The sequence below is a fragment of the Litorivita pollutaquae genome, assembly GCF_003205515.1.
GTDB classification, from domain to species: Bacteria; Pseudomonadota; Alphaproteobacteria; order Rhodobacterales; family Rhodobacteraceae; genus Litorivita; species Litorivita pollutaquae.
On the sequence record NZ_KZ826483.1, the window covers coordinates 256,290 to 282,843 of the forward strand.

22 protein-coding genes are annotated in these 26,554 nt (G+C 57.2%); 14 read left to right on the plus strand and 8 right to left on the minus strand.

The annotated features are described in order from the left end of the window. Nucleotides 1-173 precede the first annotated feature (173 nt). Entirely contained in the window at nt 174-830 is a 657-nt protein-coding gene (gph, locus tag DI396_RS07760) for a phosphoglycolate phosphatase (RefSeq protein ID WP_110795622.1), read from the plus strand. A gap of 419 nt (nt 831-1,249) precedes the next feature. Here gph and DI396_RS07765 read toward each other — a convergent pair whose 3' ends face one another. Then, a complete protein-coding gene (locus DI396_RS07765; protein ID WP_110795623.1) occupies nt 1,250-1,834 on the minus strand; it encodes a response regulator transcription factor in 585 nt (194 codons plus the stop codon). A 113-nt stretch (nt 1,835-1,947) separates the two neighbouring features. On the opposite strand from DI396_RS07765, the gene DI396_RS07770 reads away from it, so the two are divergent. The 5 genes from DI396_RS07770 (at nt 1,948) to DI396_RS07790 (ending at nt 7,705) form a co-directional block, all read left to right on the plus strand. After that, nucleotides 1,948-3,129, plus strand: coding sequence for an acetyl-CoA acetyltransferase (locus DI396_RS07770; RefSeq protein WP_110795624.1), 1,182 nt, complete (start codon nt 1,948-1,950; stop codon nt 3,127-3,129). Then, entirely contained in the window at nt 3,126-4,652 is a 1,527-nt protein-coding gene (locus tag DI396_RS07775) for a class I adenylate-forming enzyme family protein (RefSeq protein WP_110795625.1), read from the plus strand. The genes DI396_RS07770 and DI396_RS07775 overlap by 4 nt, the downstream gene beginning before the upstream one ends. Nucleotides 4,653-4,732: 80 nt before the next feature. After that, a complete protein-coding gene (locus DI396_RS07780) occupies nt 4,733-5,818 on the plus strand; it encodes a C4-dicarboxylate TRAP transporter substrate-binding protein (protein ID WP_110795626.1) in 1,086 nt (361 codons plus the stop codon). A gap of 37 nt (nt 5,819-5,855) precedes the next feature. Next, nucleotides 5,856-6,377, plus strand: a complete 522-nt coding sequence (locus DI396_RS07785) for a TRAP transporter small permease (protein WP_110795789.1) — start codon at nt 5,856-5,858, stop codon at nt 6,375-6,377. A 14-nt stretch (nt 6,378-6,391) separates the two neighbouring features. Next, a complete protein-coding gene (locus DI396_RS07790; RefSeq protein WP_110795627.1) occupies nt 6,392-7,705 on the plus strand; it encodes a TRAP transporter large permease in 1,314 nt (437 codons plus the stop codon). A gap of 429 nt (nt 7,706-8,134) precedes the next feature. On the opposite strand, the gene DI396_RS07795 is transcribed toward DI396_RS07790, so the two are convergent. Further along, the gene (locus DI396_RS07795) at nt 8,135-8,899 is read right to left on the minus strand and encodes an AraC family transcriptional regulator (protein ID WP_162617181.1); all 765 of its coding nucleotides are present in this window, start codon (nt 8,897-8,899) and stop codon (nt 8,135-8,137) included. A gap of 156 nt (nt 8,900-9,055) precedes the next feature. On the opposite strand from DI396_RS07795, the gene DI396_RS07800 reads away from it, so the two are divergent. The 7 genes from DI396_RS07800 (at nt 9,056) to DI396_RS07830 (ending at nt 15,455) form a co-directional block, all read left to right on the plus strand. Continuing rightward, the gene (locus DI396_RS07800; RefSeq protein WP_162617182.1) at nt 9,056-10,057 is read left to right on the plus strand and encodes a dihydrodipicolinate synthase family protein; all 1,002 of its coding nucleotides are present in this window, start codon (nt 9,056-9,058) and stop codon (nt 10,055-10,057) included. A gap of 69 nt (nt 10,058-10,126) precedes the next feature. Continuing rightward, nucleotides 10,127-11,098: a TRAP transporter substrate-binding protein DctP gene (gene dctP / locus DI396_RS07805; protein ID WP_110795629.1), complete on the plus strand. Its 972-nt coding sequence runs from the start codon at nt 10,127-10,129 to the stop codon at nt 11,096-11,098. 98 nt (nt 11,099-11,196) lie between these two features. After that, a complete protein-coding gene (locus DI396_RS07810; protein ID WP_162617183.1) occupies nt 11,197-11,712 on the plus strand; it encodes a TRAP transporter small permease in 516 nt (171 codons plus the stop codon). 2 nt (nt 11,713-11,714) lie between these two features. Then, nucleotides 11,715-13,028 (plus strand): TRAP transporter large permease, encoded by a 1,314-nt coding sequence (locus DI396_RS07815; protein WP_110795631.1) that lies wholly within the window; start codon nt 11,715-11,717, stop codon nt 13,026-13,028. Between the two features lie 405 nt (nt 13,029-13,433). After that, nucleotides 13,434-14,585 (plus strand): acyl-CoA dehydrogenase family protein, encoded by a 1,152-nt coding sequence (locus tag DI396_RS07820; protein WP_110795632.1) that lies wholly within the window; start codon nt 13,434-13,436, stop codon nt 14,583-14,585. Beyond that, nucleotides 14,582-14,854 carry a hypothetical protein gene (locus DI396_RS07825; RefSeq protein ID WP_110795633.1) on the plus strand — a complete coding sequence of 91 codons (273 nt, stop codon included), beginning with the start codon at nt 14,582-14,584 and terminating at the stop codon, nt 14,852-14,854. The genes DI396_RS07820 and DI396_RS07825 overlap by 4 nt, the downstream gene beginning before the upstream one ends. 94 nt (nt 14,855-14,948) lie before the next feature. Next, a complete protein-coding gene (locus DI396_RS07830) occupies nt 14,949-15,455 on the plus strand; it encodes a MaoC family dehydratase (RefSeq protein ID WP_110795634.1) in 507 nt (168 codons plus the stop codon). Nucleotides 15,456-16,140: 685 nt separating this feature from the next. Here DI396_RS07830 and DI396_RS07835 read toward each other — a convergent pair. The 6 genes from DI396_RS07835 to DI396_RS07860 form a co-directional block, all read right to left on the minus strand. Continuing rightward, nucleotides 16,141-16,827, minus strand: a complete 687-nt coding sequence (locus DI396_RS07835) for an OmpW/AlkL family protein (protein WP_110795635.1) — start codon at nt 16,825-16,827, stop codon at nt 16,141-16,143. A 90-nt stretch (nt 16,828-16,917) separates the two neighbouring features. Then, the gene (locus DI396_RS07840; RefSeq protein ID WP_110795636.1) at nt 16,918-18,540 is read right to left on the minus strand and encodes a long-chain fatty acid--CoA ligase; all 1,623 of its coding nucleotides are present in this window, start codon (nt 18,538-18,540) and stop codon (nt 16,918-16,920) included. Between the two features lie 147 nt (nt 18,541-18,687). Then, nucleotides 18,688-20,316: a GMC family oxidoreductase gene (locus DI396_RS07845; protein WP_110795637.1), complete on the minus strand. Its 1,629-nt coding sequence runs from the start codon at nt 20,314-20,316 to the stop codon at nt 18,688-18,690. Between the two features lie 30 nt (nt 20,317-20,346). After that, a complete protein-coding gene (locus DI396_RS07850; RefSeq protein ID WP_110795638.1) occupies nt 20,347-21,792 on the minus strand; it encodes an aldehyde dehydrogenase family protein in 1,446 nt (481 codons plus the stop codon). 10 nt (nt 21,793-21,802) lie between these two features. After that, nucleotides 21,803-22,321, minus strand: coding sequence for a rubredoxin (locus tag DI396_RS16925; protein ID WP_110795639.1), 519 nt, complete (start codon nt 22,319-22,321; stop codon nt 21,803-21,805). A gap of 174 nt (nt 22,322-22,495) precedes the next feature. Continuing rightward, the gene (locus DI396_RS07860; RefSeq protein WP_110795640.1) at nt 22,496-23,707 is read right to left on the minus strand and encodes an alkane 1-monooxygenase; all 1,212 of its coding nucleotides are present in this window, start codon (nt 23,705-23,707) and stop codon (nt 22,496-22,498) included. A gap of 213 nt (nt 23,708-23,920) precedes the next feature. Between DI396_RS07860 and DI396_RS07865 the strand changes: the two genes are divergently transcribed. Beyond that, the gene (locus tag DI396_RS07865; RefSeq protein ID WP_110795641.1) at nt 23,921-26,536 is read left to right on the plus strand and encodes a helix-turn-helix transcriptional regulator; all 2,616 of its coding nucleotides are present in this window, start codon (nt 23,921-23,923) and stop codon (nt 26,534-26,536) included. The last annotated feature ends 18 nt before the right edge of the window (nt 26,537-26,554 follow it).

Here is a 26,554-nt window from a genome sequence, read left to right on the forward strand (position 1 = left end):
CCCCGTTTGTAATGGGCGAGGGATACGCACTCCATGGCCGCAATGCAAGGCGGTGCCGGATCCCTGCTTGTCGCGAGTGCCGCCCTGCTTTTTACCGGTGAATGTCTCTTGCGGCGCGGCTCTGGCGCATTACTGTGCGCCTGACTTTGACATTTGCTTGCCCGAGGACGCCAATGGCCCGCATCGTTTTTGATCTCGATGGCACGCTGATCGACAGCGCCCCCGATCTGCATGGCATCGGCAATCAGCTGCTTGAAGCCGAGGGTCACGCTCCGATCTCTCTTGCGGATACGCGTGCATTTGTCGGCAATGGCGCGGCGGTGTTTGTCGAAAGGATGCGTGCCGCACGCGGCATTGCAGATGCAGAACAAACGCGGCTTCTCGCGGCCTTTCTTCGCCAGTATGAGCAGGCGGTTGAATTGACCAAACCATACGAAGGCGTCGGGTCGGCGCTTACCGCCCTTGCACGGGCGGGGCATCGCCTCGGGATATGTACCAACAAACCGATTGCCCCCACCCGCGCCGTTCTCAACCATCTTGACCTCGCCGGTTTTTTTGAAGTGGTTTTGGGCGGCGACAGTCTGGCCCTGCGCAAACCCGATCCGGCCCCGTTGCATGCGGCCTTTCAGGCTCTGGGCGCAGGGCCGCAAATCTACGTCGGGGACAGCGAGGTCGACGCACAAACCGCGCAGCGCGCTGCCGTGCCGTTTTTGCTGTTTACCGAAGGATACCGGAGATCCTCTGTCGCCGATATTGCGCATCACGCCGCATTCTCCGATTTTGCGCGGTTGCCGGATTTGGTCCGGCAGACCCTCGCGGGGATGCTGTAACAGCGGTCGCCGGATCGCCGGTGACGGGCTCAAGGCATCGCCGCAGGGCGCGCAATAGCAAGCAATAACATGGCGCAAGTTGTCGAAAACCGACCGCAACCTCTATGGGGCCGCGCCCGTGTCAAGCAAGGCAATCCCCGCTCTGACGCGGTTTTATTGACCGAACGGGGCATATGTCGTGCATTGACCGCATGGCTTGACGCCGCGCTCAATCTTTCATGGGCGGGCATACATGCGCTCGGGAGCCGAAAACGACCATATCGCCGACAGGGACCACATCAGTGTCGTTAAACGTTACCCCGCGATGCCGCGCTGTGACGCATCACGTGCAAGAGCCGCGCCAATCGATCTGTGCCAATGCGTGCCATTGGGGTATTCCTGCGCCGTCCAGTTTGGGAGGGCGGATTAAAGGCGTATGTTCAGACCGCATGCACAATTTCAGACACCAATGCAGCGGTGTTTTTGACGTTGAATTTACGCATAAGACGGGCGCGATGGACCTCGACCGTGCGGTGAGAAATCCCCAAAGCTTCGCCAATTTCACGCGATGTGCTGCCATTGACCAGATGATGCGCCACCTCCCGTTCACGTGGGCTGATATCGACGGAGCGATAGGATTTGTGAGAGATTTTTTCGAAACTCCAGATCATCAAGGCGAAGGGATCCTCGGGGGTCAGGGTCATGCCTTTGGCGCGCACCCAGAAGATTTTCTGATCAAAGGTCTGCATGAAGCGTTCATCTTCATAATAGCTGTCGCCGGTCGCGCGCATCCGCATTTCACACCGTTCGCCGATCTGGTTGAAATCGGCGGTCGTGGGATAAAGCCGCTGCACTGAGCGGTTCGCCAATTCCTCGCGGGGACACCCGAACAGACGTTCGACCGCCTTGTTGGCTTCAATGATCCGGCGATACCGCACGACGATCTGTGCCACCGGTGATTCCAGAAAACCAAGCATTGCCGCCTTTTGCGGTGTCGATGTGTCCGTCGTCGATGTGTCGATCATGGGTCATTCCCCTTGGGGATCTACGTATAGCCACGTAGCACAATACGTAATTCTACCAATAGCGCCATAGAAACCTAGCGTTATTGTAATCTGACACTTTGGGGGAGAACATCATGAGCACCGGAATTTCCATCGTCGGCAGCGGCCACACAAAATTTGGTCGGCTGCAAGAAAATCTCGAAGATTTGATCGTCGCAGCAACACGCGAAGCCGTCGAGGAGGCGGGCATTGATCCTGCCGATATCGACGCGGTATTCTTGGGGCATTTCAATTCGGGTCTGGTGACGGACGGATTTGCCTCTTCATTGATCCATCAAGCCTATCCGCAATTGCGCTTCACACCGGGTATGCGCGCGGAAAATGCTTGCGCGTCGGGGTCGGCGGCGATCCATGCGGGGATCCATGCGATAAAGGCAGGCAAGGCCCGCACCGTTTTGGTCGTCGGAGCCGAGAAAATGACCAACCGGTCAACCCGCGACGTGACACAGGCGCTTGCCGGTGCCGGCTATCAGAACGATCCGGCCGAAGCCGCGCTGAGCTTTCCACAGGTGTTCGGTGTGGCGGCCCGCGATTATGACGCACGCTATGCCAGCCCGCTGGATGCGATGGCGCGGATCGCGGTCAAGAACCACGCCAATGCGATGGCTAACCCGTTGGCGCAGATGCATAAGGAATTTACCTTTGAGCATTGTAGCACCACCTCCAACTCCAACCCCGAGATCGCGCCGCCTCTGCGGCTGACCGATTGCTCTTTGGTGACCGATGGGGCCGCCGCATTGGTTATGACGATCAACGACAATGCGGCAAACTTCGCCAAATCCGTTGGTATCCGCGCCGCCGTGCATGTGAGTGATTTCCTGCCGATGTCGCGCCGCGATTTTCTTGCTTTCGAAGGACCGGAGCGGGCCTTCGCCGAAGCCTTTGAAACCGCTGGCGTGACGCTTGGAGACATCGATTTCGCCGAAGTTCACGACTGTTTCACCATTGCCGAATTGCTGACCTATGAGGCGATGGGCCTCGCGCCGAAGGGGCAGGGGGCACGCGCGATTGAGGAGGGGATCGTCTATCGTGACGGGGCGCTTCCGGTGAACCTCTCCGGTGGCCTCAAGGCCAAAGGGCATCCGGTCGGTGCCACCGGTGTGTCCATGCATGCTTTGGCCTACCGGCAATTGACCGGTCAGGCCGCAGATATGCAAAAGCCAGGCGCCGCTCTGGGGTTGGTCTTCAATATGGGGGGATCGGCCGTGGCAAATTATGTTTCTGTTCTCGAAGCGCAAGAGGGATCCGTTGCATGAATATTGCAAGTTGGCTTTATCAAACGGCGCTGGCCTGTCCTGAAACGCCGGCGATCCGCTTTGGCACCCGGCTGCACGCGACTTATGGCGGTTTTGCAAGCCGCAGCATAGGAATGGCGCAGTATCTGGCCGATGTGCTCAAGATCAAAAAAGGCGATCGGGTGGCGGTGTTCATGCACAACTGCCCTGAATATCTCGAAGCGCTCCATGCGGCGCTCTGGATTGGCGCGATCGTCGTGCCGATCAATTACAAACTGCATCCGCGTGAGGCCGCGTGGATCATCAGCGATTCCGGCGCCAAGGCCGTGATCACCGAAACCGGCGCGGTTTATCCCGATGCGGACGATCTTGAAGGCGGGTGCATCGAATGCGGTATCGGCGAGTCCGGTCTGGTAGAGGCCGCAACACAGGGCGCAACTGTGACGCCTCCCGTAGAAACCGCAGACGACGATGTGGCGTGGTTGTTTTATACCTCCGGTACCACCGGCCGCCCCAAAGGGGTCATGGTGACACATGGCAACATCGTGGCGATGTCGCTGGCTTATGCGATGGATGTGGACGCGGTTTCGGCAGAGGATAATTCGCTCTATGCTGCCCCGATGTCGCATGGTGCGGGGCTCTATCATTTTCCGATCGTGCGGGCCGGGGGCTGTCACATCATACCGCCGTCCTGCGGGTTCGACGCCGCAGAGATTGCCGGGCTGGCACAGGAGCTGGGCAATTTGGTGTTCTTCGCCGCGCCCACCATGGTCAAGCGCCAGATCGCCCATGCTGCTGAAACCGGATATAATGGTGAGGGCATCAAGACGATCATCTATGGCGGCGGCCCGATGTATCTGGCCGATATCGAAGAGGCGCTGAGCCGTTTTGGATCGCGGTTTGTCCAGATCTACGGCCAAGGGGAAAGCCCGATGACGATCACCGTCTTGCCCCGCAAACTGGTGGCCGATACCACACATCCCAATGCAGATGCCCGCCGCGTCTCGGTCGGGTTTGCACAGGTCGGCGTCAAGGTGCGGATCGTGGATGAGAATATGCGTGAAGTGCCGCGCGGCGAGGTGGGCGAGATCGCGCTCGCCGGTGATACGCTGATGAAAGGCTATTGGCGCAACCCCGAGGCCACCGCTGCCGCGATTGTGGACGGATGGCTGCGCACCGGGGATTTGGGGTCCATGGATCCGGATGGGTTTGTCACCCTGACCGACCGCTCCAAGGATGTCATCATTTCTGGCGGCACCAACATTTATCCCCGCGAGGTCGAAGAAACGCTTTTGGCCCATGATCAAGTGTTCGAGGTTTCCGTGATTGGTAAACCGAGCCCGGAGTGGGGCGAAGACGTGATTGCCTTTGTCGTACTGCGTGAGGGATCCTCCTGCGATACGGCGGAGCTTGATCGCTGGTGCAAGCAGCGGATGGCCTCGTTCAAGAAGCCGAAGCAATATCATTTTGTGCAGGATCTGCCCAAGAACAGCTACGGGAAGGTTCTGAAAACCACCCTGCGGGAACGTGTCGCCCAGGATTAAAGACGAACGGGCGGCATGGGCCAACAGGAACAACCGGGCCTGTCCCGATATGATGGGTCCGCAAACAAAGGGAGAGAGACATGAAACGCAGAACATTTATCACGTCAGGGGCGGCCGCCGCGTCGGGTGCCTTGGTCATGGGGGCACCGTCGCTCGCGCGGGCGGCAACCTCGCTGAAATTCGACAGCTACGTGTCGGAAACCGCCGGCCCGTCCTGGATTGACCGGTGGTATCTCGATGAACTGGAAAAACGAACCGAGGGTGAGGTGAATATCCGCCGGTATTGGTCCGGATCGCTGAACAAGGTTGGCGAACATCTTGCCGCCTCGCGCGATGGAACTTCGGAAATGACACTCATCTCGCCGGGATATTATCAGGCCGAGCTGCCGGTGACCCGTGGCCTGGAATGGTATTTCCGCATGAACCGCGCCGATGCGTTGCAGCAGGTCTGCCGCGATGTCTATGAGCAATTCGATCCCCTGCGCGCGGAATGGGAAGACCGTCATCGCTCTAAGGTGTTGTATTGGACCAATTGGAACTATGCGCCGATGATCCTGCGCGAACCGATCAATTCCATCGAAGATATCAAGGGCAAGCGCATCCGCGCCTATGGCGTTTCCGCCGATGTGGTCGAGGCGCTGGGCGGCACTGCGATTCCGATGGCGGCGCCCGAGGTTTATCAGGCTCTGGAACGCGGTATTCTCGATGGGGTCTACGGTTTTGATTTCGTGACTGCGATTGCCTACAAATTGCACGAAACCGCGCCAGAATTCTATGACATCGGCGATGGCCCGCACGCGCCGGCAACCACGATCATGAACAAGCAGGTCTATGACGGATTGCCCGGGGATGTGCGCAAGGTTTCTGACGGAATCGTCGATGAAATCTATGGCGGTAAGTTCAGTGCTATCTACGAAGAAATTCTCGCGAAATACGTTAAGATTGCCGAGGCAGAGGGTGTGACATTGCACACCATTCCGGACGATCAAAAGGCCCTGGCCAGAGAGCTCGTCCAGCCCGCGCAGGTCAATGCCTGGCTGGATGGTCCGGCGAAACAGGCCGGCATCGACGGCGAGAAAATGCAGTCGTTGATTGATGATGCCATCGCCAAATATGACGCAAAGGCCACGTTGAAGCGCCCTTATGAAATCAGTCAGGCCTCCTGATGGAGCGTGGCGACCGTACCAAGCGAAGGACTGGATGATGCAGTTTTTGAACAGGATCCTTAAATGGGTGTCCGACGTGCTGGGTGCGGTCGCCATGTTGTTTCTGGCTTTTTTGATGTTTGGAATCACGCTGGACATCATCACCCGCGCCGTCACCGGAAGCCCGATTTCCGGCGTGTTCGAGTTCACCGAACTTGCTTTGGTGATGATCGTCTTTCTCGGCGCGGGTTGGACGCAGCGCGATGACGCCCATATCCGCGTGACGGTGCTGACTGACAAACTCCCCCGGCGGTTGCGCTCCGGGGTGGTTGGTGCTGGCTGGGGCCTTGGCGCGCTTGGATTGCTGATGTTGGCAATCCCGGCGACCAACGAGGCGATCTATTCGATTTCAATCCTCGAATTTCGCTGGGGTTATATCAAGATCCCGATCTGGTGGACCAAGGCCAGTCTCGCGATCGGACTGTGGTTCGCCTGCATTCAGATGGCGGTCCAGTCCCTGCAAACCTTGCTCTTCGGTGAACCGGAGCAGCAAGCCGGCACCGAACCCGGCCCCACCTGACCTAAGGAAAAACGATGGATCCCAATTTCGCCCCGTATATCGCCGTGGCAATGATCTTTGTGTTGATGGCGCTTGGCACGCCGGTGTTTGCGGCGCTGGCCCTCTCAGGGGCCGCCGGTATCATCATGGTCGAAGATCTGCACTTTTTGATGACCCGGCTCAAATCGATTTCCTATTCGACGACTGCGGTTTACACGCTGACCATCATTCCGCTGTTCATTCTCATGGGCAGCTTTGCGCAGCACGCCGAAGTCGGCAAGAAACTGTTTGATGTGGCCAGCCGATGGGTGGGGCATCTTCCGGGTGGTTTGGCGATGGCGTCGATCCTGACCAGCGCCGGTTTTGCCGCGACATCCGGATCCAGCGTGGCGACCGCCGCAACGGTTGGTTCGGTGGCGATTCCGGAAATGAAAAAAGCCGGTTATGCTGGCAGCCTGTCGGCGGGGGCCGTGGCTGCGGGTGGGGTTCTCGGCGTTCTCATTCCGCCCAGTGTCTTGTTGATTTTCTATGCGGCGCTGACCGAAACCTCTGCGGGAAAGATGCTGATCGCGGGATTTCTGCCGGGTCTGCTCACGATGTTTGTTTTCATGGTCGGCATCTATATCATTGCCCGGCGCGGTCCGGCGCGCGCGGCTGTTTCCCCGCGCGCCTCTTGGGGGGTCGCGGTGCGCGAAACCCGCAAGGCGTGGCAGGTTGCGGTGCTTTTCCTCGTGGTCATGGGCGGCATCTATCTGGGGCTTGTGACACCGACCGAAGCGGGCGCATTAGGGGCTTTCGTTGCCTTTCTCATGCTGCTCTCGCATCGGCCAAGTTGGCCCGGCATGATGGGGCGGATTGTCGAAAGCTTCCGTTCGACAATCGACACGACGGTGATGATCCTGTTTACAATGGTCGGAGCCGCAATCTTCAGCTATTTCCTAACGCTGATCCAGGTGCCCAACCAATTGGCGCAGGCGGTGGTGCAGTCCGGTTTGGATCCTTACCTGATCGTTGCGATGCTGCTGCTGGTCCTCGTGCCGTTGGGTATGTTCCTCGATGCGTTCTCGATGATGGCGATCACAATTCCGATTATGTTTCCAGCGGTGCAATCACTGGGCTTCGATCCGATCTGGTTCGGGATCTTGACGGTCAAGATGTGCGAAATCGGGCTGATCACGCCACCTGTCGGGCTTAACGTCTATGTCATCGCCGGTATTGACCGGGAAACGCCGTTGCCCGAGGTGTTCAAAGGCGCGTTCTGGTTTGTCTTGATGGAGATCGTCACGATTGCGATCCTGTTTGCCTTCCCGGCAATCATTACCTGGCTTCCCCGAGTAATGTCCTCGTAATCCGGTGAAGAATTGATGTTCGATGCCGTGGCCCAAATGGCATCGGACATGAAGGCGCCGCACTGCGGTTCTCATTGCGCCTTGTGATTCATCGGTACGATTTCGGTATTGCCCACTCTGTCATCTCGTCGCGCGACACACCGGGTCTTTGCCTTTGGCGGGTTGCCTTCGCCGGTCTGGCGCCCGCTAAATAAACGCCACTTGCCATGCGACGCGGCGGGTGCCTGCCGGAGGACGCAGGCCAAACGCCATTCTCGGGGGCAATAGCAGGCGCAGCGGCGCGAAAGCCCGTTGCTATTGTGGCCCGCGCCGGTGATCCGGGGCGCCGTACTCACCCAAGGTTCGGTGCTGTCGCGACAGAAAAACGACCCGCGCAAATGCATTCCGTAACCGACCATTAGCCTTAAGGCATGTGCGATAGGTTGGCCGTTAACTTGTGAAAAATTTCCCGGGCGTGCGTCCGGTTGTCCGTTTGAACATGTTGATAAAAGCGCTTTGTGACCGGTAGCCCAGCTCATAAGCGATTTCGGTGACACTGCGCCCTTCCGACAATCCTTTCAGCGCCGCGATCACCCGCGCCCGTTCGCGCCACCTGCCAAAGGACAGACCGGTTTGTGTGATGAACAGCCGCGACAGGGTGCGCGAACAGCTGCCCACTTCCTCGGCCCAAGTGTCGAGCGACTGCGTGTCGGAGGGATCGTCCAGAAGCCCGTCGATGATGGGTTTCAGCCGGGAATCACTCGCCACTGGCAAGAATAGGGGTTCGGCGGGGAGATGGCTGACCTGATCCAGAATGACCGAAATCAGGCGCTCGGACGCGTCGGCCTCCAGCGTGTCGACCGACCGTGTGGTGTAGAGGATCAGCTCTTTGAGCAGCGGGGAAATTGTGACCACGCTGCAGGTGTCGAGAAATTCGGCGCCGCCAGAGGTGTTAAAAAACAGGCTGTGCATGGTCACGCTGCCGTTGCACATAACATCGTGCGGCACGCCTGCCGGCAGCCAAAAGGCCTGACCGTTGGGCACCACCCATTTGCCGCCGTCAGTGCGCACCTGAAGAAATCCGGTTGTGGTATAGAGAAGTTGCGGGTGCGCGTGGCTATGGCGTGGCACGGCCGTGAGGTTCGCACATTGGCGCACGGTAAAGGAGATCAGCGCCCCGGGTTTGTCGTAACTGTTCGGTGGGAGGTATTGCATGAAGGCGGCCTTTTGTCTGAATCGCGTTATTCTATGTCCAAACGCCCAGTAGCGCCATCTTCTTTGCTGTCCCTAGACTGCTCCGACGTAGTGGCCGTGACTCAAGTGCAGGAAGACACGGACGGCCAGTGTTTTGACACTATTTGGAGAAAAGTAATGCCCAACGCCAACAAATGCCGACTTACGGTTGCAGACGTGACAGGAATTTGGGGAATTATCCCCTCATGCAGCACGCCTGAAGCGGCCGACCCGCTGTATGACGGTGTCGCCATCGATGTTGAAGAAACACGCCGCGCCGTCAACCAGATCATCGAAGATGGCGTGGACGCCATCCTGACCAACGGCACCTTCGGCGAAGAAGCCACGCTCACCCCCGAGGAATGGAAAGTCTATGTGACTGCGGTGGTCGAAGAGGTGGCCGGACGCGTTCCTGTTTGCATCGGGACGACCATGCAGAGCACACGCGAAACCATCGAACGGATGAAGTTTGTCCGCGACCTTGGTGCGCAGGGAACCATGCTGGGGCGGCCGATGTGGTGCCAACTGGCGCCGGAAGCGATCGTGCAATATTATCGCGACGTGGCCGAAGCCGTGCCGGAACTTGGCATCGTGATCTATGACAACCCCGAAGCCTTCAAAGGGCGGATCACCCCGGAGACTTGGGGCCAGCTTGCCGAGATCCCTCAACTCGTTGCCGCCAAGACCATCGGCGTGGATGATATCTACGCACGTAGCCTTGAGGCCGTGAAGGGGCGCATCCGGTTGTTGCCGCTGGAGCGCGATTGGCTGAAAGCCCGCGAAATCGACGCCGATGTATCCGTGGCGGCCTGGGCCGGATCTGCAAGCTGCGGCATGGCGCCCTGCACCAAACTGCGGGATTTGATCACCGCCGGTGAAGACGAAATGGCGCAGAAGCTCACAGATCGGATCACCTGGAGCTATGAGACCTTCTTTCCCAACGGCGATTTCCGCGAGTTTTCGAAGTATAATATTCCGTTGGAAAAGGAACGGTTCAACGCGGCGGGTTACATCAATGCGGGCCCGACGCGGCCTCCGTTTGATCTGATGCCTAAAGCCTATCTTGAAGGCACCGTGGAAGCTGCACGCAGATGGAACGCCGTTTCGGACGAGGTCAATCAGGGCTCATTTGACCGCTGAAGCACTAAAAAGCAGGTGAACCGGCCGTAAAGGCCGGACACCACAATCATTCAAAGGGAGGAGAATACCATGTTAAAGGCTCTGAAGAGGAACACTGTTGCGGCCTTGTCGCTTCTGGCGTTGTCAGTTCCGGCAATGGCCGAAGAGGTAACAATCCGTGCTGTGAGCGGCTGGACCGCCGGATCGATCATTGCATCGCGCTATGAGGACTTTATTGACAAGCTGAACGAGCGCGGCAAAGGGCTTGTGCAGATCGACTATCTGGGCGGTGCGCCGGCCATCGGTAGCCCGGTGCAGATCGTCAAAAAGGTCAAGGGCGGCGTTTACGGCATGGCCTACGTCACCGGCGGCTGGTACACGAATGTTCTGCCTGAGGCCGACTTTTTTAAGTTGTCCGAGGTGGATATTGCCGAGCTTCGCCAAAATGGCGGGTACGAATATATTCAAAAGTTGCATGCCGAAAAGGGCTTGCACTATCTGGGCCGCACCTATGACACGTCGCCCTATTATCTCTACCTGAACAAGCCAGTGGATTCGGCCGATCTCAGCGGTATCGATATCCGCGTGTCCACAGCTTATCAGGCGTTTTTCACAGAACTCGGAGCCTCGACACACTCGGCGCCTGTGCCCGAAGTTTACACGCTCATGGAGCGCGGCGTTGTGGACGGCTTCGGTTGGGTTGCTGAGGGGATCTTCGATTATAGCTGGGATCAGGTGACAAAATATCGGGTCGAACCGGGGTTCTTTACCGGTAACGGCCACGTGCTGATGAATCTCAAGCTATGGGAAAGCATGTCGGAAGAACAACAGGCGATGCTCAACGAGATGATGCTTGAACTTGAACAAGGGAACTACCTTGTTGCCGAAAATGACGCCAAGGAAATTGCGCGGCAGACGGAAGCGGGTATCGAGACCATCGTGTTGCCGCCTGACCAAGCCAAGATCTGGAGCGAGACGGCGCGTCGTGTCGGTTGGGAAGAAGCCAGAAAAATCAATGCGACGGTCGCGGACGAAATTCGCGGATTTATTACCCGGCCATGAACCCCCGCACGTGGCGGCATTTTGCGGCCACGTGCATGTCTCATGTGATCGCGTGCGGCCGCACGCGATTTTGCCAAGAATATAGGGAGGTGTCTGAAATGTTGCGACATGTTCGCGCGGTACACGATAGTGTGCTGAAGGGGTTTGTGTTGTTTTTTGGTGTTTTGGTGGGTTTTATCGCCGTCACGGTGTCGATGAATATCGTCTTACGGCTGATCGGTGTATCCACGGTTGAGTGGGTGGGCGAGGTCGCAGAATACTCGATCTATGTGGGGGCATTCGCCGCCGCACCTTGGGTGCTCCGGCTTGGACTTCATGTCAAGATCGATATCCTTTCCAAGACTTTGCCGCGTGCGGGCGCGCGGGCGCTTGACATGTTCGCCGATTTTGTCGGTCTCACGGTGTGTCTGTCCATTGCCTATTTCAGCGCGGGCGCCGCTTACAACGCCTTCGAAAGCAATAGCGCCATCTACAAAAGCCTGGTGATCCCGGAATGGCCGCTTTTGGCGGTCATACCTGCTTCGTTCTTGCTTATGGCCATCGAATTTGTGCTGCGCATCGTCGACAGTAAACCGGATGCCGCCGATGCGGCTCCTGTCTCGGGAGGGTTCTAAGCATGGAGTGGTATCTCGCGCTCTTGTTGATGCTTGCCATCATCGCGGTTGGTATGGCTATCGGCTTGCCGGTCGCCTTTTCTTTCATTGGTGCCAATCTGATCGGCATGGTGGTGTTCATGGGCGGCACCGGATCTTTGGAATTCTTGTCCGGAGAAATGTTTGAATCCGTGGCCAAGTTTTCCTTCCTGCCTGTGGTGTTATTTTTGCTGATGGGGGAGATCCTGTTTCAGTCGAAAGTCGCTTTTCGGGCGATCAATGCCGTCGATATTCTGATATCGCGGGTTCCCGGCCGCATGTCGGTCGTGGCCATCACTGGCGGCACCATCTTTTCATCGCTCACCGGCTCGACCATTGCCAATACGGCTCTGATGGGCGGCGTTCTTTTGCCGGACATGCTCAAAAGGGGCTATGATCCGGGCATCGCCATGGGTCCGATCATGGCGACCGGGGGGATTGCCATGCTGATCCCGCCCTCGGCGTTGGCGGTGCTGCTTGGCAGTCTTGCCTATATTCCAATCTCGTCGCTTCTTGTGGCGGGGCTCATGCCGGGTATGTTGATGGCCGCGCTGTTTTTGGGGTATGTGCTGATCCGTTGCACCATCAATCCCGAATTGGCACCGGTTCAGGAAAGCGTAGAAACCCTGACGCGCCGCGAAAAATGGCGCCCGTTCCTGGTTTACGTTTTGCCGCTGATGTTGATTTTCGTGGCCGTTGTGGGCAGCATCTTTGGAGGCATCGCATCGCCAACCGAGGCCGCCGCGATTGGCTGTGTGGCGGCGGTGATCGCAGCGGCAGCCTACCGGTCGCTGTCTTTCGATGTCCTGAATACCGCGCTTTCGGAAACGGCCAAGGTTGCTTCGATGATCTTGCTCATCGTGGCCGGCTCGACCACCTTCTCCCAACTCCTGTCCCTGTCCGGGGCCATTCAAGGGATGCTGGGTTTTGTGGACGGGCTGAATCTGACCGCCTTTGGTGCGGTTTTGATGATGCTTTGTGTGTTGATCTTTCTGGGCGCGTTCATGGATCAGGTCAGCATGCTGTTGGTCACTCTGCCTTTCTTCTTGCCCATTGCACATGCGCAAGACGTGAACATGCTTTGGCTTGGTGTCCTGTTTCTGGTGGTGATGGAAGTCAGCCTGTTGACACCGCCCTTTGGACTTTTGCTGTTCGTGATGCGCGGTGTGGCGCCGGAATCGATCTCGATGCTTGCGATCTACCGCGCGGCGATTCCGTTCATCTGCTTGGAGGTGTTGGTGCTGTTCGTGCTGTTCCTCTTCCCGGAACTGGCTCTGTGGTTGCCCAGCTTCTTGTAGCCAGGGAACTGTCTGTCAACGCCAGTCAGATCGCAGGGTAACGCCGAGCGAGACGACCGCGAAAAAGATCATGGCGCGCGCCGACAAAAGAGTTGGCGCGCGCCATGACGCGTTCTCCCCTATGGCCAATTTCGCGTCGGGAACGGCGGATACCGCTTCCTTTGTCGGGATAGGGGCACAATTCGGCATTGGTCGCGCGGCGATCGGCTCAATGGAAGATGTGAGCGCATATGGAACGGCAGGCTGCCGGCGCGGATCGGTTGTCAGAGGCTGCTTTTTTGAAGCGCACCTATGATATGAACGGACCTGTGCCGGCATCTATTGACTGCCAAGTTTGCAAGTATAAGCTGAAGCGCGGTAAAGTTTTCTTATAAATCAAGGTGTGTGAATGGAAGTCTGGGGGGAATGATGATCGCGCAAGAGGACGAGCAGGCGCTTTTGGACACGATTGACAGATGGGTCGAAAAAGACGTTCGGCCTGTTGTCAAAAAGTTTGATCACGCGGATGAATGGCCCGAGGAGCTTGTCGCCCAGATGGCTGATTTCGGCTTGTTTGGTGCAACCGTCAGCCCTGCCTATGGCGGGTTGGGATTGCCTGCCGAGACCTACGCCAAAATCGTCATGAAAATCTCCGCCGTTTGGATGTCGATCACCGGGATTTTCAATTCCCACCTCATGCTGTGTCTTGCGATCGAGAAATTCGGAACGGAAGAGCAAAAACAGCATTGGCTGCCCAAGCTTGCGAGTGGCGAGTTGCGCGGTGGCCTCGCCCTGACGGAGCCCGATGCGGGAACTGACCTACAGGCGCTTCGCGTGACGGCCAAGCGTACCAATACGGGGTATATCATCAACGGCACAAAGACATGGATTTCCAACGGAATTCATGGATCGGTTTTTGCCCTTCTGGTCAAGACCGACACAGACATCGAACCTCGCCATAAGGGCATGAGCTTGATGATTGCGGATAAACGCGAGGGTTTCACCGTGGGCCGCAAGCTCGAAAAGCTTGGCTACCAATCGATTGATTCCGCAGAACTTGTTTTTGACAACTATGAACTGCCGGCGAACCAGTTGATCGGCGAAACCGAAGGGCAGGGGTTCTATCAGGCCACCGGCGGGCTTGAGCTGGGCAGGATCAATGTTGCGTCACGCGGCGTCGGGATCGCCGAAGGCGCGCTTCGATTGGCGGTCGACTACGCCAAGCTGCGCAAGACATTTGGCAAACCCATCGCAGAACACCAAGCCATTCAATTGAAATTGGCAGATATGGCGACACGCGCACAGGCCGCGCGCTTGCTAACCTTGGACGCTGCACGAAAATTCGATTCCGGCCAAAGGGTGGATATGGAAGCCGGCATGGCCAAATATTTTGCATCGGAAGCTGCCTTGGAGAACTCCATCGAAAGTATGCGCGTCCACGGCGCCTCCGGGTATTCCAAAGAGTATGATATCGAACGGCTATATCGAGATGCTCCGCTGACCTGCATTGGTGAAGGCACAAACGAAATGCAGCGGATTATCATCGCGCGGCAATTGGTCAAGCGGAGCGAGGCATGACCGGCACGGGCCAAGTGCCCTTCTTCAAGCCTGTGTTCGGAAAACATATTGTGACGGCAGACACCTATGGCAGGGACAACCAACGCAAGGCCGCCGCCAAAGGCATTTCCGCGTGTGTTGGCGCGTCTATTATGAATGTCATCGCCGGCTTACCGCTTGCGGTTGGCGTTCTCACCGCGATTGTTTGGCGAAGGGAACTGACGTCGATTATGATGCAGACACGCCGCATTTTGACGTCGGCTGAAAAGTGTGAAGATATATTCGTTTAGCACAGGGTATTGCTACACAAGGCACATCTAGGAAAAATAATTTGCCTTGTTTTGGTGCCTGTGACATCTGCGTAGAGGCCTTTGGAGGGCAAGCATGAGAGAGATCGCGCCACGAAGATTCCGGGCTCAGATTGGGCTATACTACGATGATTTCGAAGTGGGTGACGTATATGAGCACCGGCCGGGGCGCACGATCACCGATGCGGACAACACCCAGTTTTCATTGCTGACGATGAATTACCATCCGCTGCACTGCGATGCGCATTTTGCCTCCCAGACTGAGTTCGGGAAAATGTTGGTGAACAGCGGGCTCACAATCGCAATCGTGTTGGGCATGACCGTGCCAGAGGTTTCCGGGCAGGCCATTGCCAATCTCGGCTTTCAGGACATCAAACTGCTCGCACCGGTGTTCTCTGGCGACACAATATATGCCGAGAGCGAGGTTCTCGCAAAACGGCCCTCCAAATCGCGGCCCGGGCAGGGGATCGTGACGGTCCGGACAAAGGGTCTGCGTCAAGATGGAGTTGTCTTTATGACCTTCGAGCGCAGCGCCCTGATCCGCAGTCGCGCCGATGCAGAGGCAAATCCAACCAATTATTGACCAAAACCCCCGCGTGGGCATCCAATGATAACGTCGCAATGAGCGCCTTTGGAACAGCGCCCGTTGCGATGGTCATGGGCTGCGGTTGCTTGGTGGATCCTTCGGTTGGCGCGGGCTTGTGTGCCAACCGGCTTAGCAGCTCTTTATGCCACGCGTAAAACCATAGAAATGCACGGAAAGGGACAGTCCGAGCAGGACGTTGCGCATGCCCTAAAAATTCCGGACGATGCGTTGTAATATATGCGTTGTGATAAACACCTATCTCACTCACGGTTCGGCAGGCCATGCAGCGCATGATCCTGAAAGGGGGCGCTGTAACGCGCCGTGTGCGGCCCCGTTTCAAAATGGCCCGCGCTTTTGCCGCGCGGGCCACTTCATGCTTTAAATGCTTGATCTTATTGGCTTGTTCTGCCGCCTTGATCGGTGGGGCGACCACTTCGCAAGCCGCAGCTTCCATGTGTCGGGCGATCTTTTGCTCGTCCCCTGAGGTTCAGCCACTTCGCTGACCGCAGGAGCCACGCTTGACACACTGTGCCACAGCGTCCTGATTAAACTATTTCGGAAACTGTGTTCCCTCGGTGGTATCCGTCTCTTCTTGGTGGCAAAATCCCAAGCCAGGCGTCTACATATCCAAGGGCCCTTCATCGCCCGCCGTTTTGCGCGGCAGGTCTGTCATGGCATAGCCCTAGAAGCGGTAAGCAACGCCGATGTTGAGGATTGTCGGATCCACCGACACTTTGCCGTTGACGGGCGCGCCTCCGAGGGTGCCAGAGATATCTGTTTCGAAGGGCGTGTAACGTATATCCGCATTCGCAAACCATTTTTCGCTCAGTTGATAGCGCACGCCAACTTGTAGCGCGGGCGCCCAAGCGTCTTTCAGGTCAAGATCGGCCACTGCATTCCCTTGTTCTTCCAAAAACAAGATCCGAGCGATGCCGGCCCCCACATATGGGCTAAAAGACGATTTGGTTTCAAAGTGGTATTGGAGCGACAAGATTGCAGGGCCGTATTTTGTTTCGCCAATGGGCGTTCCTGCCAAACTACCTGCGCCTGTCAAATTGGCCGTTGCTGGCAAACCGCCAAAGAAGTTGATCGCTACAGAAGACTCCAAAAAGTAGGAGACATCGAAGCTCAGTGTCGTGTCGTCTGAGATATCAACACCCGCTCCCGCTATCGGAGCGCCACCTGCGCTGATTGAATCCAGAGTTTCTTCGGTAAATACCTTTGCTGCGTTCACGCCGATAAGCCAGTCTCCTTTGGCGTAAAGCGGGTCCGCATCTGCGGTGTGGGGCGATACGAAGCCGCCAATTGCCATGATCGCCATGACGCCTGCGGCATAAGGCGCTTTTGACACCAGATCAGTGTGTTTCATTTATTCCTCCCTTTGGTTGATTTTCTGCGCTTGACGCGCGGCGACGTGCAGGCGGAATATGCGATATGCCTTCCGCCTGCATGTTTCAGGTTACGACAGGAGCATATCCCCATAGCTCTCGCGCAACTTATTCTTCAGCACTTTGCCCGTGGCGTTTCTCGGAAGTTCTTCCACGAAAACAACGGCATCGGGCATTTGCCATTTGGCGACCTTGTCAGAGAAGAAGGCAATGAGATCTTCTTCCGCCAGGTTCGTACCGGGCGCCCGAACCGCAATGAGAACCGGGCGTTCATCCCATTTCTCATGCTTGGCGGCGATGGCGGCGGCATCTGCGATTTCCGGATGACCGACGGCGATGCCCTCAAGTTCAACGGTGGAAATCCATTCGCCACCCGATTTGATGATGTCCTTGGAGCGATCGCGAATGGTCATGAAACCATCGGCATCGATCGAGGCGACATCGCCGGTTTCGAACCATCCATCGGCTTCCAAGGTCGTGCCAGATTCAGCGCCGAAATAGCTGTCTACGACCCAATGACCGCGGATACGCAGATTGCCTTGGGCTGTGCCATCCTCGGGAAGCGTTTCGCCTTCGTCGTTGACGATTTTGAGCTCCACGCCATAGGGTGGGCGGCCTTGGCTTTCGCGCACTTTCGCTTGCTCTTCCTCGGTCATGCCAACATGGCGTTCAAGCAAGGCATTTGCCGTTCCGAGAGGTGAGGTTTCGGTCATGCCCCAAGCGTGCACAACTTCGGTGTCGTATTTGTCGCGGAATTCGGCAATCATCGAGGGTGGGCACGCCGTCCCGCCGACAACTGTTCGTTTCAGCGAATCGGCTTTAGAGCCAAGCTTTTCGAGCGAGACAAGCAGCCCCTGCCAGATCGTGGGAACACCCAGTGCGACCGTCACGCTTTCGGCGTCGATGAGCTTTGCGAGGCTGTCACCATCAAGGCCCGGCCCCGGCAGGACCAGTTTGGCCCCGACCATCGCCGCAGCATAGGGCGCGCCCCAAGCATTGACGTGGAACATCGGCACGACCGGCATCATTACTTCACGCGCCGAAAAGTTCAGCGTGTCAGGCAAGGCAGCGCCCAGCGAGTGCAGGACAGTCGAGCGGTGAGAGTAGAGCACGCCCTTGGGGTTGCCCGTGGTGCCGGAGGTATAGCAAAGGCTGGAGGCGTCTGTTTCGGCAACATCCACCCAATCGGCATTGTCATCCCCTGTGGCGAGGAAATCTTCGTAAAACACAAGTCCGGGGATTTTGCTCGCGGCCTCTTCGTCACGCTCCGACATAAGGACGAAGGTGTCGACGGTCTTTAGATTGTCTTTGATCCCTTCGATGATCGGCAGGAACGTCTTGTCGAAAAAGATCACCCGGTCTTCTGCGTGGTTGATGATATATACGAGCTGCTCGGGGAAAAGGCGCGGGTTGATCGTGTGGCACACCATTCCGCCGCAAGAGATGCCAAAGTAGCACTCCAGATGCCGAGAGTTGTTCCACGCGATCGTCGCTACGCGATCCCCTTTGGAAAGCCCCAGCTTTGCCAGTGCAGAACCGAGTTTCCGCGACCGGTCGGAGATACCTTTCCATGTGGTCTTTGTCTTAGAGCCATCCGTTTCCACTGACACAATCTCTGTGTCACCATGGTAGCGCGCACCATGATCAATTAGAGAGTGGATCGTCAGCGGCATTTCCATCATTTGTCCGTGCATTTGGCTTCCTCATTAGATTTTGGATTTTGATCTGTGTTCCGATCGTTCTGGAAAGCCTGTAAGCTGTCGGTTGCGGCTTGAAGTTTCTTGCAGCAAACGCCATCACATCCGTCACACATATGTGTTTCTCTATGCTTTTCATCGCGCTTAGGCAACGGACTGCCTCCGCTCGAGAATACGCACCTGGCCCAAAATGATCGCCGCCGCATTTTCGGCAATGACCATGGTGGGGGCGTTGGTATTTCCCGCGACAAGGCTTGGCATGATGGAGGCATCGACGACCCGCAATCCGGACACGCCGCGTACTTTCAGTTCGGGGTCGACAACCGATGCTTGATCCGCCCCCATCCGGCATGTGCCGACCGGGTGATAGATCGTCTCGGCGCCTTCGCGGATGAATGCCGCGATTTCATCGTCGGTCTGCACGGATTTTCCGGGCTGAACTTCGTATTTGCTATGCGCGGACATGGCCGGAGCTTCGAGGATCCTGCGCCCTGCCTTGAACGCGTCGATCATTGTTTTCATATCTTCCGGATCGCTCAGATAATTCGGCTGAATCAGCGGATCATCCATCGGATCGGGGCTTTTGAGGCCGATATGACCTCGGCTTTTGGGCAGGACATCGCAAATGTGAAGGGTATAGCCATAGCCAAGGGCGATCTTGCGGCCATGATCCTTCAGGTAGGTCGGCAAGAAGTGAAACTGGACATTCGGCCTGTCGCGATCGGGCGAGGATTTGATGAACCCGCCGCTTTCCGCCACATTCGAGGTCAAAAACCCCTTGCGCCGGAAGATGTAGGAAAATAATCCGCCAATGCCGCGTGGCAAAAAGCTGAGCGCGACACCGATCGGGCGCCGCGAGCTTGCGGAATGCATGATCGTCACATCAAGGTGGTCGGCCAGATTCTTGCCCACCTCGGGAAGATCGTGAACCACCGAAAGGCCATGACGTTTGATTTCCTGCGCATCCCCGATACCGGACAGAAGCAGAAGCTGCGGTGAATTGATGGCACCGCCGGACAGGATCACCTCGCCACCATCATTCAGGCGCAATTGGCGATATTCGCCGCCGATCCGCAGGGTGACGCCGGTTGCTGTTTTGTCCTCCATGACGACGCGGGTCACGCGGGCGTCGGTGAATATTTCAAGGTTGGACCGGGATTCGGCCCCGCGCAGAAAGGCCTGCGCCGAACTCCAACGCCGTCCGTCCTTTTGCGTGACCTGATACATGCCCAGGCCCTCTTGGGCGCCGCTATTGAAGTCGCCATTATGGGGAATCTGCAACTCGCGTCCGGCCTGCACGAAGTCGCGGCTGATGGGGTTCACGGTTTTCAGCTCGCTCACCGACAGCTCGCCGCCCTTGCCATGGGTGTCGGTGGTCCCGAACCGATGGTTGTCTTCAATCCGCTTGAACAGCTCTGTCATGCGGTCCCAGCCCCAGACATCCGTGCCTGCCTCTGACGCCCAATAGTCGTAGTCGTCCTTGTGGCCGCGAATATAGACCATGGCGTTGATCGATGACGAACCGCCCAACGTTTTGCCGCGGGGCCAGAACAGTTTGCGGCCATTCAGGTGCTCTTGCGGTTCCGTGTCAAAGGCCCAGTTCAGCTTTTTGCTGTTGGCCAGCAAGGCGATCCCCAATGGCATGTGGATCAGGGGGCTTTTGTCCTTTGGGCCCGCTTCGATAAGCGCGACGCGTTTGGCCGGGTCTGCCGACAGCCGGTTGGCCAGAACGCAACCGGCGGATCCGGCTCCTACGATGATATAGTCGTACATTTCTTCTCTCCCTATTGGTTCGCAGCGGCGTTAGCCGAGCACCCGAACCACGATGTTGATGAGGCGGCGCACAAACCCGGTGTAAGGCGGGAAAAGCATGTGCGTGATCGAGTGCTTTTCCTCGAGTACGGCTTTTTCATGGGAAAAGGCCTTGAAGCCGTATTCACCATGCGCCGCCCCGATGCCCGAGTTGTTGACGCCGCCAAAAGGCAGGTTCGGATGCAGGAAATGCACCACGGTCAGGTTGACGCCCACCGCGCCCGAAGAGGTCCGCGAGACGATTTGATTTACGAAGCTCTTGCTCTTGTCGAAGATATAAAGGGCAAGCGGCTTGGGGTTTGCGTTGATCTTGTCGATGACCTTGTCCAGATCGACATATTCGATGATCGGCAAAATTGGCCCAAAGAGCTCTTCTTGCGTGATTTCCATATCGTCCGAAACCTCGGAGATCAGCGTTGGGGCAACGAAATTCTGGCTGGCGTCAGTCTGCCCCCCCTGAACGATGCTGGCGCCTTTGGAGCGGGCATCTTCAATCAGGTTGCGCACCCGGTCAAAGTGCCGGTCATTCACGATCCGGCAATAATCGGGCGTTGCTTTTTGCGCCTCGGGCGTTTTGCCATAAACCCGTCCAACCTCGGCCTTCAGCGCGGTCTTGAACGCCGCAGACACATCGCGGTGCACATAGACATGATCCGGTGCGATACAGGTCTGCCCGTTGTTCGAGAACTTGCCCCAAACAATGTTGCGGGCGGCCTTTTTGATATTGGCATTCGGGCCAACAATGGTCGGTGACTTGCCACCAAGTTCCAAAGTGACCGATGTCAGGTTTTTCGCGGCGGCCTCCATCACCACCTTGCCGATGGCCGGGCTGCCGGTGAAAAAGATATGGTCAAAAGGCAGCGACAAAAGTTCCTGTGAAACGGCGGCGTCGCCTTCGATGACCGTGACCAGATCCGGCGTAAAGGCCTCTTCCACGATGTCGATCACGACTTGCGCCGCATTCGGCGTCATCTCGGACGGCTTGATAATCGCACTGTTGCCAGCGGCAATGGCAGAGACGAGCGGCCCGAGCGAAAGGTTTACCGGATAGTTCCACGGCGCGATGATCAGGCATATCCCCTTGGCCTCGGGACGCACCCGTGCCTTGGTGCCAAATACGCCCAAAGTGGCGCGCGCGCGTTTGCCGCGCATCCACGATTTCAGATGGTGTTTGGTGTGCCGGATTTCCTGAAGGACAGGAAAGATCTCGGTCAGTTTCACTTCTTCAGCGGGTTTGCGAAAATCGGCGGCGCAGGCCGCGATGATTTTGTCCTCGTTCCGTTTGACGGCGTCTGCCAAACGATCCAACTGTGCAATGCGCGCCTTGCGGTCGAAGCTGGCCCGCCGGGTAAGCTGAGCCTGCATCTGGGTGTCAAATGCGGACCGGATGGCATCCGCATCGATGGTGTTGGCAGGAAATGGTGCAACCTGGTTCATGCTCTCTCTCCTATTTCTCTTCATAGAGGACATAGTCCTCTTTTGTGGCGCCACAGTCAGGGCAGCACCAATCATCGGGGATTTGACTGAACAGAGTTCCGGCAGGGAAGCCTTCATGTTCGTCGCCAAGGGCTTCGTCATAGATATGACCGCATGTGATGCAGAGCCATTTCCGGTAGGCCGTTCCAGCGGCAACAGGGGCCGGCTGCGCGGCGGGCGCAGGCTGTGGCGCAGCGGGGGCGCTCGGTGCAGCAGCCACGGGCGCAGGTTCAGGGATCTGTGCCGCAGGTGCAGGTGCAGGTGCGGCGACCGGCGCGGGGGCGGGTTCAACCGCCTGAGCAGGCGCAGCCTCGCCGGACGGGGCACCGCCGATCAGGACAAAGTCTTCCTTGTCGCGCACCGCGCAATCCGGGCAAGAAAAGTCGTCGGGCACTTGCGACCAAAGTGTTCCGGGTGGGAACCCTTCGTGTGGGTGACCCTGAATTTCGTCATAGGTGTATCCGCAATCCGGGCATTGATATGTAGCCATTTTTCATTCCTCCCTTACACACGCGCGCTGACAGGCGAGCATGGGCGTCTCGTTCTTGTTTTAGGTGGGTTTTTCCTGCGGTCTTGCCATCGGATGAAAGCAAGATGTGCGGTGGCAGGGCGGGGTTGGCCCGATCGGGGCCAACTCCAATGTGTCATGCAGTATGCTTGGGCCTTATTCGGCAGGCATAGCGGCAGGTTGCGCAGGCTCGACCGATCCGAATTTACGCTCATAGTGTTCGCGCATGCCGGGTTCGATCTGAATTCTGTTCAGATCACCCTTGGCCCAGTCGAGGACACGATGGTCCATGATCGACCGGAACCACGACGGAAGCAGAGCCGCGAAGAACATTCCGGGATAGCCCGAAGGCAATGCCGGCAAGTCCTTGAAATCGCGCAGCGATTGATAGGACCGCGTGGGGTGCGCGTGGTGGTCCGAGTGCCGCTGCAAGTGGAACAGGATCAGGTTCGACATGATGTGGTTCGAGTTCCACGAATGGTGCGGTTTTTGGTGCTCATACTTGCCGTTGGGCAGTTTTTCACGCAGCAGGCCATAGTGCTCAATGTAGTTGGCCGAAGTGAGCTGCCACCAGCCGTAGGCCATCTGAATTGGCAAGAACACAAGCATGATCGGCCCGAAGAACGCCAGCAGACCGGCATAGAGAACAGCCGTAAGGATCAGCGGTTGAAGGATCTCGTTGTCCAAGTTCCAGACGCTTTTGCCGCTTCTCTTAAGGCGAACCTCTTCAAGCTCCCAAGCCCGTTTGAACGCGCCGGGAATTTCGCGGGTCGAGAAGGCGTAGATGCTCTCACCCATACGCGACGTTGCCGGATCGTTCGGGGTTGCCACATCGCGGTGGTGCCCTTTGTTGTGCTCGATAAAGAAGTGGCCATAGCCAACGACGGCCAGCACCAATTTGGCCATCCAGCGGTCAAAGGTTTCCTTTTTGTGCCCCAGTTCATGCCCGGTGTTCAGCGCCAATCCGTTGACGACACCCAGCGACAAGGCCAGCGCGATGAATTCAAACGCATTGACCGATTGGGTTGCGACCCACCAGCAGCATCCGATCAAAGCGGCGTAGTGCATGGGCACGGTGAGATAGGTGAGCACGCGGTAGTAGCGATCTTTTTCAAGATCAGCCACGGCCGATTCGGGGGGATTCGAAAAATCCTCGCCGAACATCGCATCTAGCAATGGCACCGCCAGATACCAAAGGATCAGGACAGTCCCGTACCAGATGCTCCAGCCCGTTGTAGATACCAGATAAAGCCCGATCAGCGGCGTCGCCGGCCAGAACACGGACAAAATCCAGAAATATCTTTTCTTGTCGACATATGCTTCGACGGTTCCGGCCTCCGCCGTGCCCGTTTCATTTAGATCCTTCATCAGTCGTTTCCTCCCTTGGAATACCATCATCACGTCTGGCGGCGGTCCAATACCTATGCGCGTCGCATCGTTGTTCCTGCTGTCAGACATTGAACGACAGAAATCGCGCCGACCCCGATTCCGCGCAACTACACGTTCGTGTAGTTTCGGGTTTTGTGTGTTAAAGCTATGAGGTTTGGACGCCGACGATACATCACTTTCGGGGAGGGAAGGATGATCACGACCCCCGATGCAAATGCCAACGATGTTGCCGAGTTTCTCAAACGGATGAGCATCCGTCAGAAACGGTTGATCCGGGGCTGCCTGAAACGTGACAGGTTGGACTTTGCCGAGCATTCCGGTGCGAAATGCTTGCTGTTCAGAGCGCCCCGAGGTTTCGGAAAATCGGTTCAGGTCGCCTTATGCGCCCAAACGGCGATCGATCGCGGAGAAGACTGTATCTATTTGGATCTCTCGTCGTTCTGGCAGGAGGGCGCCTCTGAGGCGGATCTCATTGCCAGCGCGATTGTCGCGGTGCTCGCGCCTCAGGAGCTTCCGGCCAAGACGCCGGGGCGCAGCCTGAAGACCGTCGCGTTGCATCATCTTTTAGGACACCAAAAGCCCGTTACAATCTGTCTCGATGGGGTCACGGATTCCACCACAATCCAGAGGTTCTTGAAAACGATTACGTTGGAAACGCCAGAAACCACCCGGTTGGTGGTGAGCCAACGTTTCCCGGGTACGTTGCTCTCTCTGTCGGTTCTGTCGGATGTCGTGACAATCGGCCCTGCCGAGTTGAATTTCACCCGCGACGAGACCTGTTCAATCCTACCGTTGGAAACCGATCGGGCGGAAAAGATATTCAATATGACGCAGGGTTGGCCGCTTCTTTGCGCATTGGCCGGCAAATCGAATACATCCAGCGAGGCAATCATTCACCTGCCGGAGATTCAGGCCTATTTCGAAACGGACGTGCTGGCACAGATCGCAGAGCCGCTTCGGGACTGCCTGATCAACGCCAGTTGGTTGGAGGAAATTACCGCAGAAGCCAGCGACTATGTCTTCAAGATTGACGATTCCGGTCATAAGCTGGCTGAACTTGCATCACGCCACGGGCTTTTGACGTCCAGCGCTGACAAGCCCAGCCGCTATGAAATGAACCGGGCCTTGCAAGAGTATCTGCGCAATCGTTTCATCGAGAAATACGGGCCACGTCGATCGTATTTCCTGAAACGTATCGCTTTTTGGCATTGGCGAAGGAAAGAATATCGTGTCGTCGTTGAGGTGGGCCTGCGGGCGCATGATCACAGTTGGGCCCAAAGGCTGACGGATCAAGCTTTGTTGGACCTTGCTTTGAGGCAGGGCGAGATCGAAGCGTTGACAACCTGGTTCACCGGCATTTCCCGCAACAAGCTGTTTCAAACCCCGTCGTTGGCGATTGGCTATGCTTGGGTTCTGTATTTCAGCCAACGTGCCGGCGAAGCGCAGGACCTGCTTGATCGGTTGAAGGCCTTTTGGGACACTGCTTCGACAGGTCACGAAGACCCCAATGGATGGGCCGAACTGGTCCGTGCGATTGGCTTTGCGACACATGATGAGATGAAGCAAAGCGACGAGCGTTGCGCGGAATGGATTGACACTTATGGAGTGGTCAACCCAGTCGGACGGGCCGCGGCGCAGACCTGCAGAGCGTTCATCGCCGCCTCTGACAGGCAGTTTGCGGCCCTTTCGGATCACATTGCCTCTGCCACGGTCGTGAGCGGCGCGGTCCGTCAGCGCTATGCGTTTGGTTGGCTTGCGGGCGCGCAGATTCTGGCCCTTCTGTTGATGGGCGACATTCATGGCGCGCGCCGCGAAACTCGGCGGGCGCAGGAAAATGAAGACGTTGCCTATGACCGCACGCCCTTCGTCAAGGGCATGATCGCGTCTTTGGAACTTCAGATACAGGCAGAAGACGGGGCGATCACACCAAGCGAGAGCACCGTGCAAGAGGCTCTGAACTTTGCACTCCATTTCGGAGTAACGGATGTGGTTTGGAGCACCGTCCGAAGCGCCGCCGAAATCTACATCCGTCAGGGCGATAAATCGCGGGCGTTTTTGTTGCTTGAACGTTGCCGGTTGATGGCCAAAGAGCGTGGGTTGAAACGGTTGGACATGCTGGTTCGGCTGGGCACCGAAGTCTTCGCCATGGGAACCCGAACCAAAACCGCTCTGAGGGAGGAGCCTCTCCCGTCGGACGATGATTTGCAGTTTTTGCCAAACCAGAACCGCGCCCTTCAGGCGGAAATCGCATTGTTGCAAGCCTCACGGTTTTTGCAAGACCGCAAATTGGGGCTGGCGGAACGGCACGCGCGCAAAGCCATTTCGGATTTCACCGCAGTAAGGGACGAAATTGGCGGCATGCGCGCCCAATATACCCTTGCGGCGACGCTCTATCTCATGGGTGCGGAAAAGCAGGCGCTGAAACGTATCGCCGACGCCAATCAAAAGGCGGAACAACTGGGTAGCGCCAGATCATTGCTAAACAGGCGCCACTTTTTGCGGGCCATTTGCCCGGAGACGAGAGCCCTCTTGGATCAAACAGTGCCCGAAATTTCCAAGATTGCAAAACCGGCGAACGAGGGGCAGGGCGACCAACGCCCCACTGTCGATAGCGCCGCCCCGATCAGCCAAAAGCAAGTCGGGGTCTTGCAAAATGCGGCGCTTGGTTTGAGCAACAAGGAAATTGCAGCGCGCCTGCATGTCACGGAAGACACCGTGAAATGGCACTTCAGGAAAATCATGCAAGGCCTCAAAGCCGGCAATCGTACCGAAGCGGTCCTGATCGCCCGGTCGCTTGGCCTTATCTAAACGTTCGACATACCTAAG

Bases quoted from the DNA above. Each gene is read 5' to 3' on its own strand.
- DI396_RS07770 (WP_110795624.1), top strand. From the start codon at position 1,948: ATGAGCACCGGAATTTCCATCGTCGGCAGCGGCCACACAAAATTTGGT.
- DI396_RS07815 (WP_110795631.1), top strand. From the start codon at position 11,715: ATGGAGTGGTATCTCGCGCTCTTGTTGATGCTTGCCATCATCGCGGTT.
- DI396_RS07775 (WP_110795625.1), top strand. From the start codon at position 3,126: ATGAATATTGCAAGTTGGCTTTATCAAACGGCGCTGGCCTGTCCTGAA.
- DI396_RS07790 (WP_110795627.1), top strand. From the start codon at position 6,392: ATGGATCCCAATTTCGCCCCGTATATCGCCGTGGCAATGATCTTTGTG.
- DI396_RS07825 (WP_110795633.1), top strand. From the start codon at position 14,582: ATGACCGGCACGGGCCAAGTGCCCTTCTTCAAGCCTGTGTTCGGAAAA.
- DI396_RS16925 (WP_110795639.1), bottom strand. From the start codon at position 22,321: ATGGCTACATATCAATGCCCGGATTGCGGATACACCTATGACGAAATT.
- gph (WP_110795622.1), top strand. From the start codon at position 174: ATGGCCCGCATCGTTTTTGATCTCGATGGCACGCTGATCGACAGCGCC.
- DI396_RS07795 (WP_162617181.1), bottom strand. From the start codon at position 8,899: ATGCAATACCTCCCACCGAACAGTTACGACAAACCCGGGGCGCTGATC.
- DI396_RS07765 (WP_110795623.1), bottom strand. From the start codon at position 1,834: ATGATCGACACATCGACGACGGACACATCGACACCGCAAAAGGCGGCA.
- DI396_RS07810 (WP_162617183.1), top strand. From the start codon at position 11,197: ATGTTGCGACATGTTCGCGCGGTACACGATAGTGTGCTGAAGGGGTTT.
- DI396_RS07830 (WP_110795634.1), top strand. From the start codon at position 14,949: ATGAGAGAGATCGCGCCACGAAGATTCCGGGCTCAGATTGGGCTATAC.
- DI396_RS07835 (WP_110795635.1), bottom strand. From the start codon at position 16,827: ATGAAACACACTGATCTGGTGTCAAAAGCGCCTTATGCCGCAGGCGTC.
- DI396_RS07840 (WP_110795636.1), bottom strand. From the start codon at position 18,540: ATGCACGGACAAATGATGGAAATGCCGCTGACGATCCACTCTCTAATT.
- DI396_RS07785 (WP_110795789.1), top strand. From the start codon at position 5,856: ATGCAGTTTTTGAACAGGATCCTTAAATGGGTGTCCGACGTGCTGGGT.
- DI396_RS07780 (WP_110795626.1), top strand. From the start codon at position 4,733: ATGAAACGCAGAACATTTATCACGTCAGGGGCGGCCGCCGCGTCGGGT.
- DI396_RS07860 (WP_110795640.1), bottom strand. From the start codon at position 23,707: ATGAAGGATCTAAATGAAACGGGCACGGCGGAGGCCGGAACCGTCGAA.
- dctP (WP_110795629.1), top strand. From the start codon at position 10,127: ATGTTAAAGGCTCTGAAGAGGAACACTGTTGCGGCCTTGTCGCTTCTG.
- DI396_RS07820 (WP_110795632.1), top strand. From the start codon at position 13,434: ATGATGATCGCGCAAGAGGACGAGCAGGCGCTTTTGGACACGATTGAC.
- DI396_RS07800 (WP_162617182.1), top strand. From the start codon at position 9,056: ATGCCCAACGCCAACAAATGCCGACTTACGGTTGCAGACGTGACAGGA.
- DI396_RS07850 (WP_110795638.1), bottom strand. From the start codon at position 21,792: ATGAACCAGGTTGCACCATTTCCTGCCAACACCATCGATGCGGATGCC.
- DI396_RS07845 (WP_110795637.1), bottom strand. From the start codon at position 20,316: ATGTACGACTATATCATCGTAGGAGCCGGATCCGCCGGTTGCGTTCTG.
- DI396_RS07865 (WP_110795641.1), top strand. From the start codon at position 23,921: ATGATCACGACCCCCGATGCAAATGCCAACGATGTTGCCGAGTTTCTC.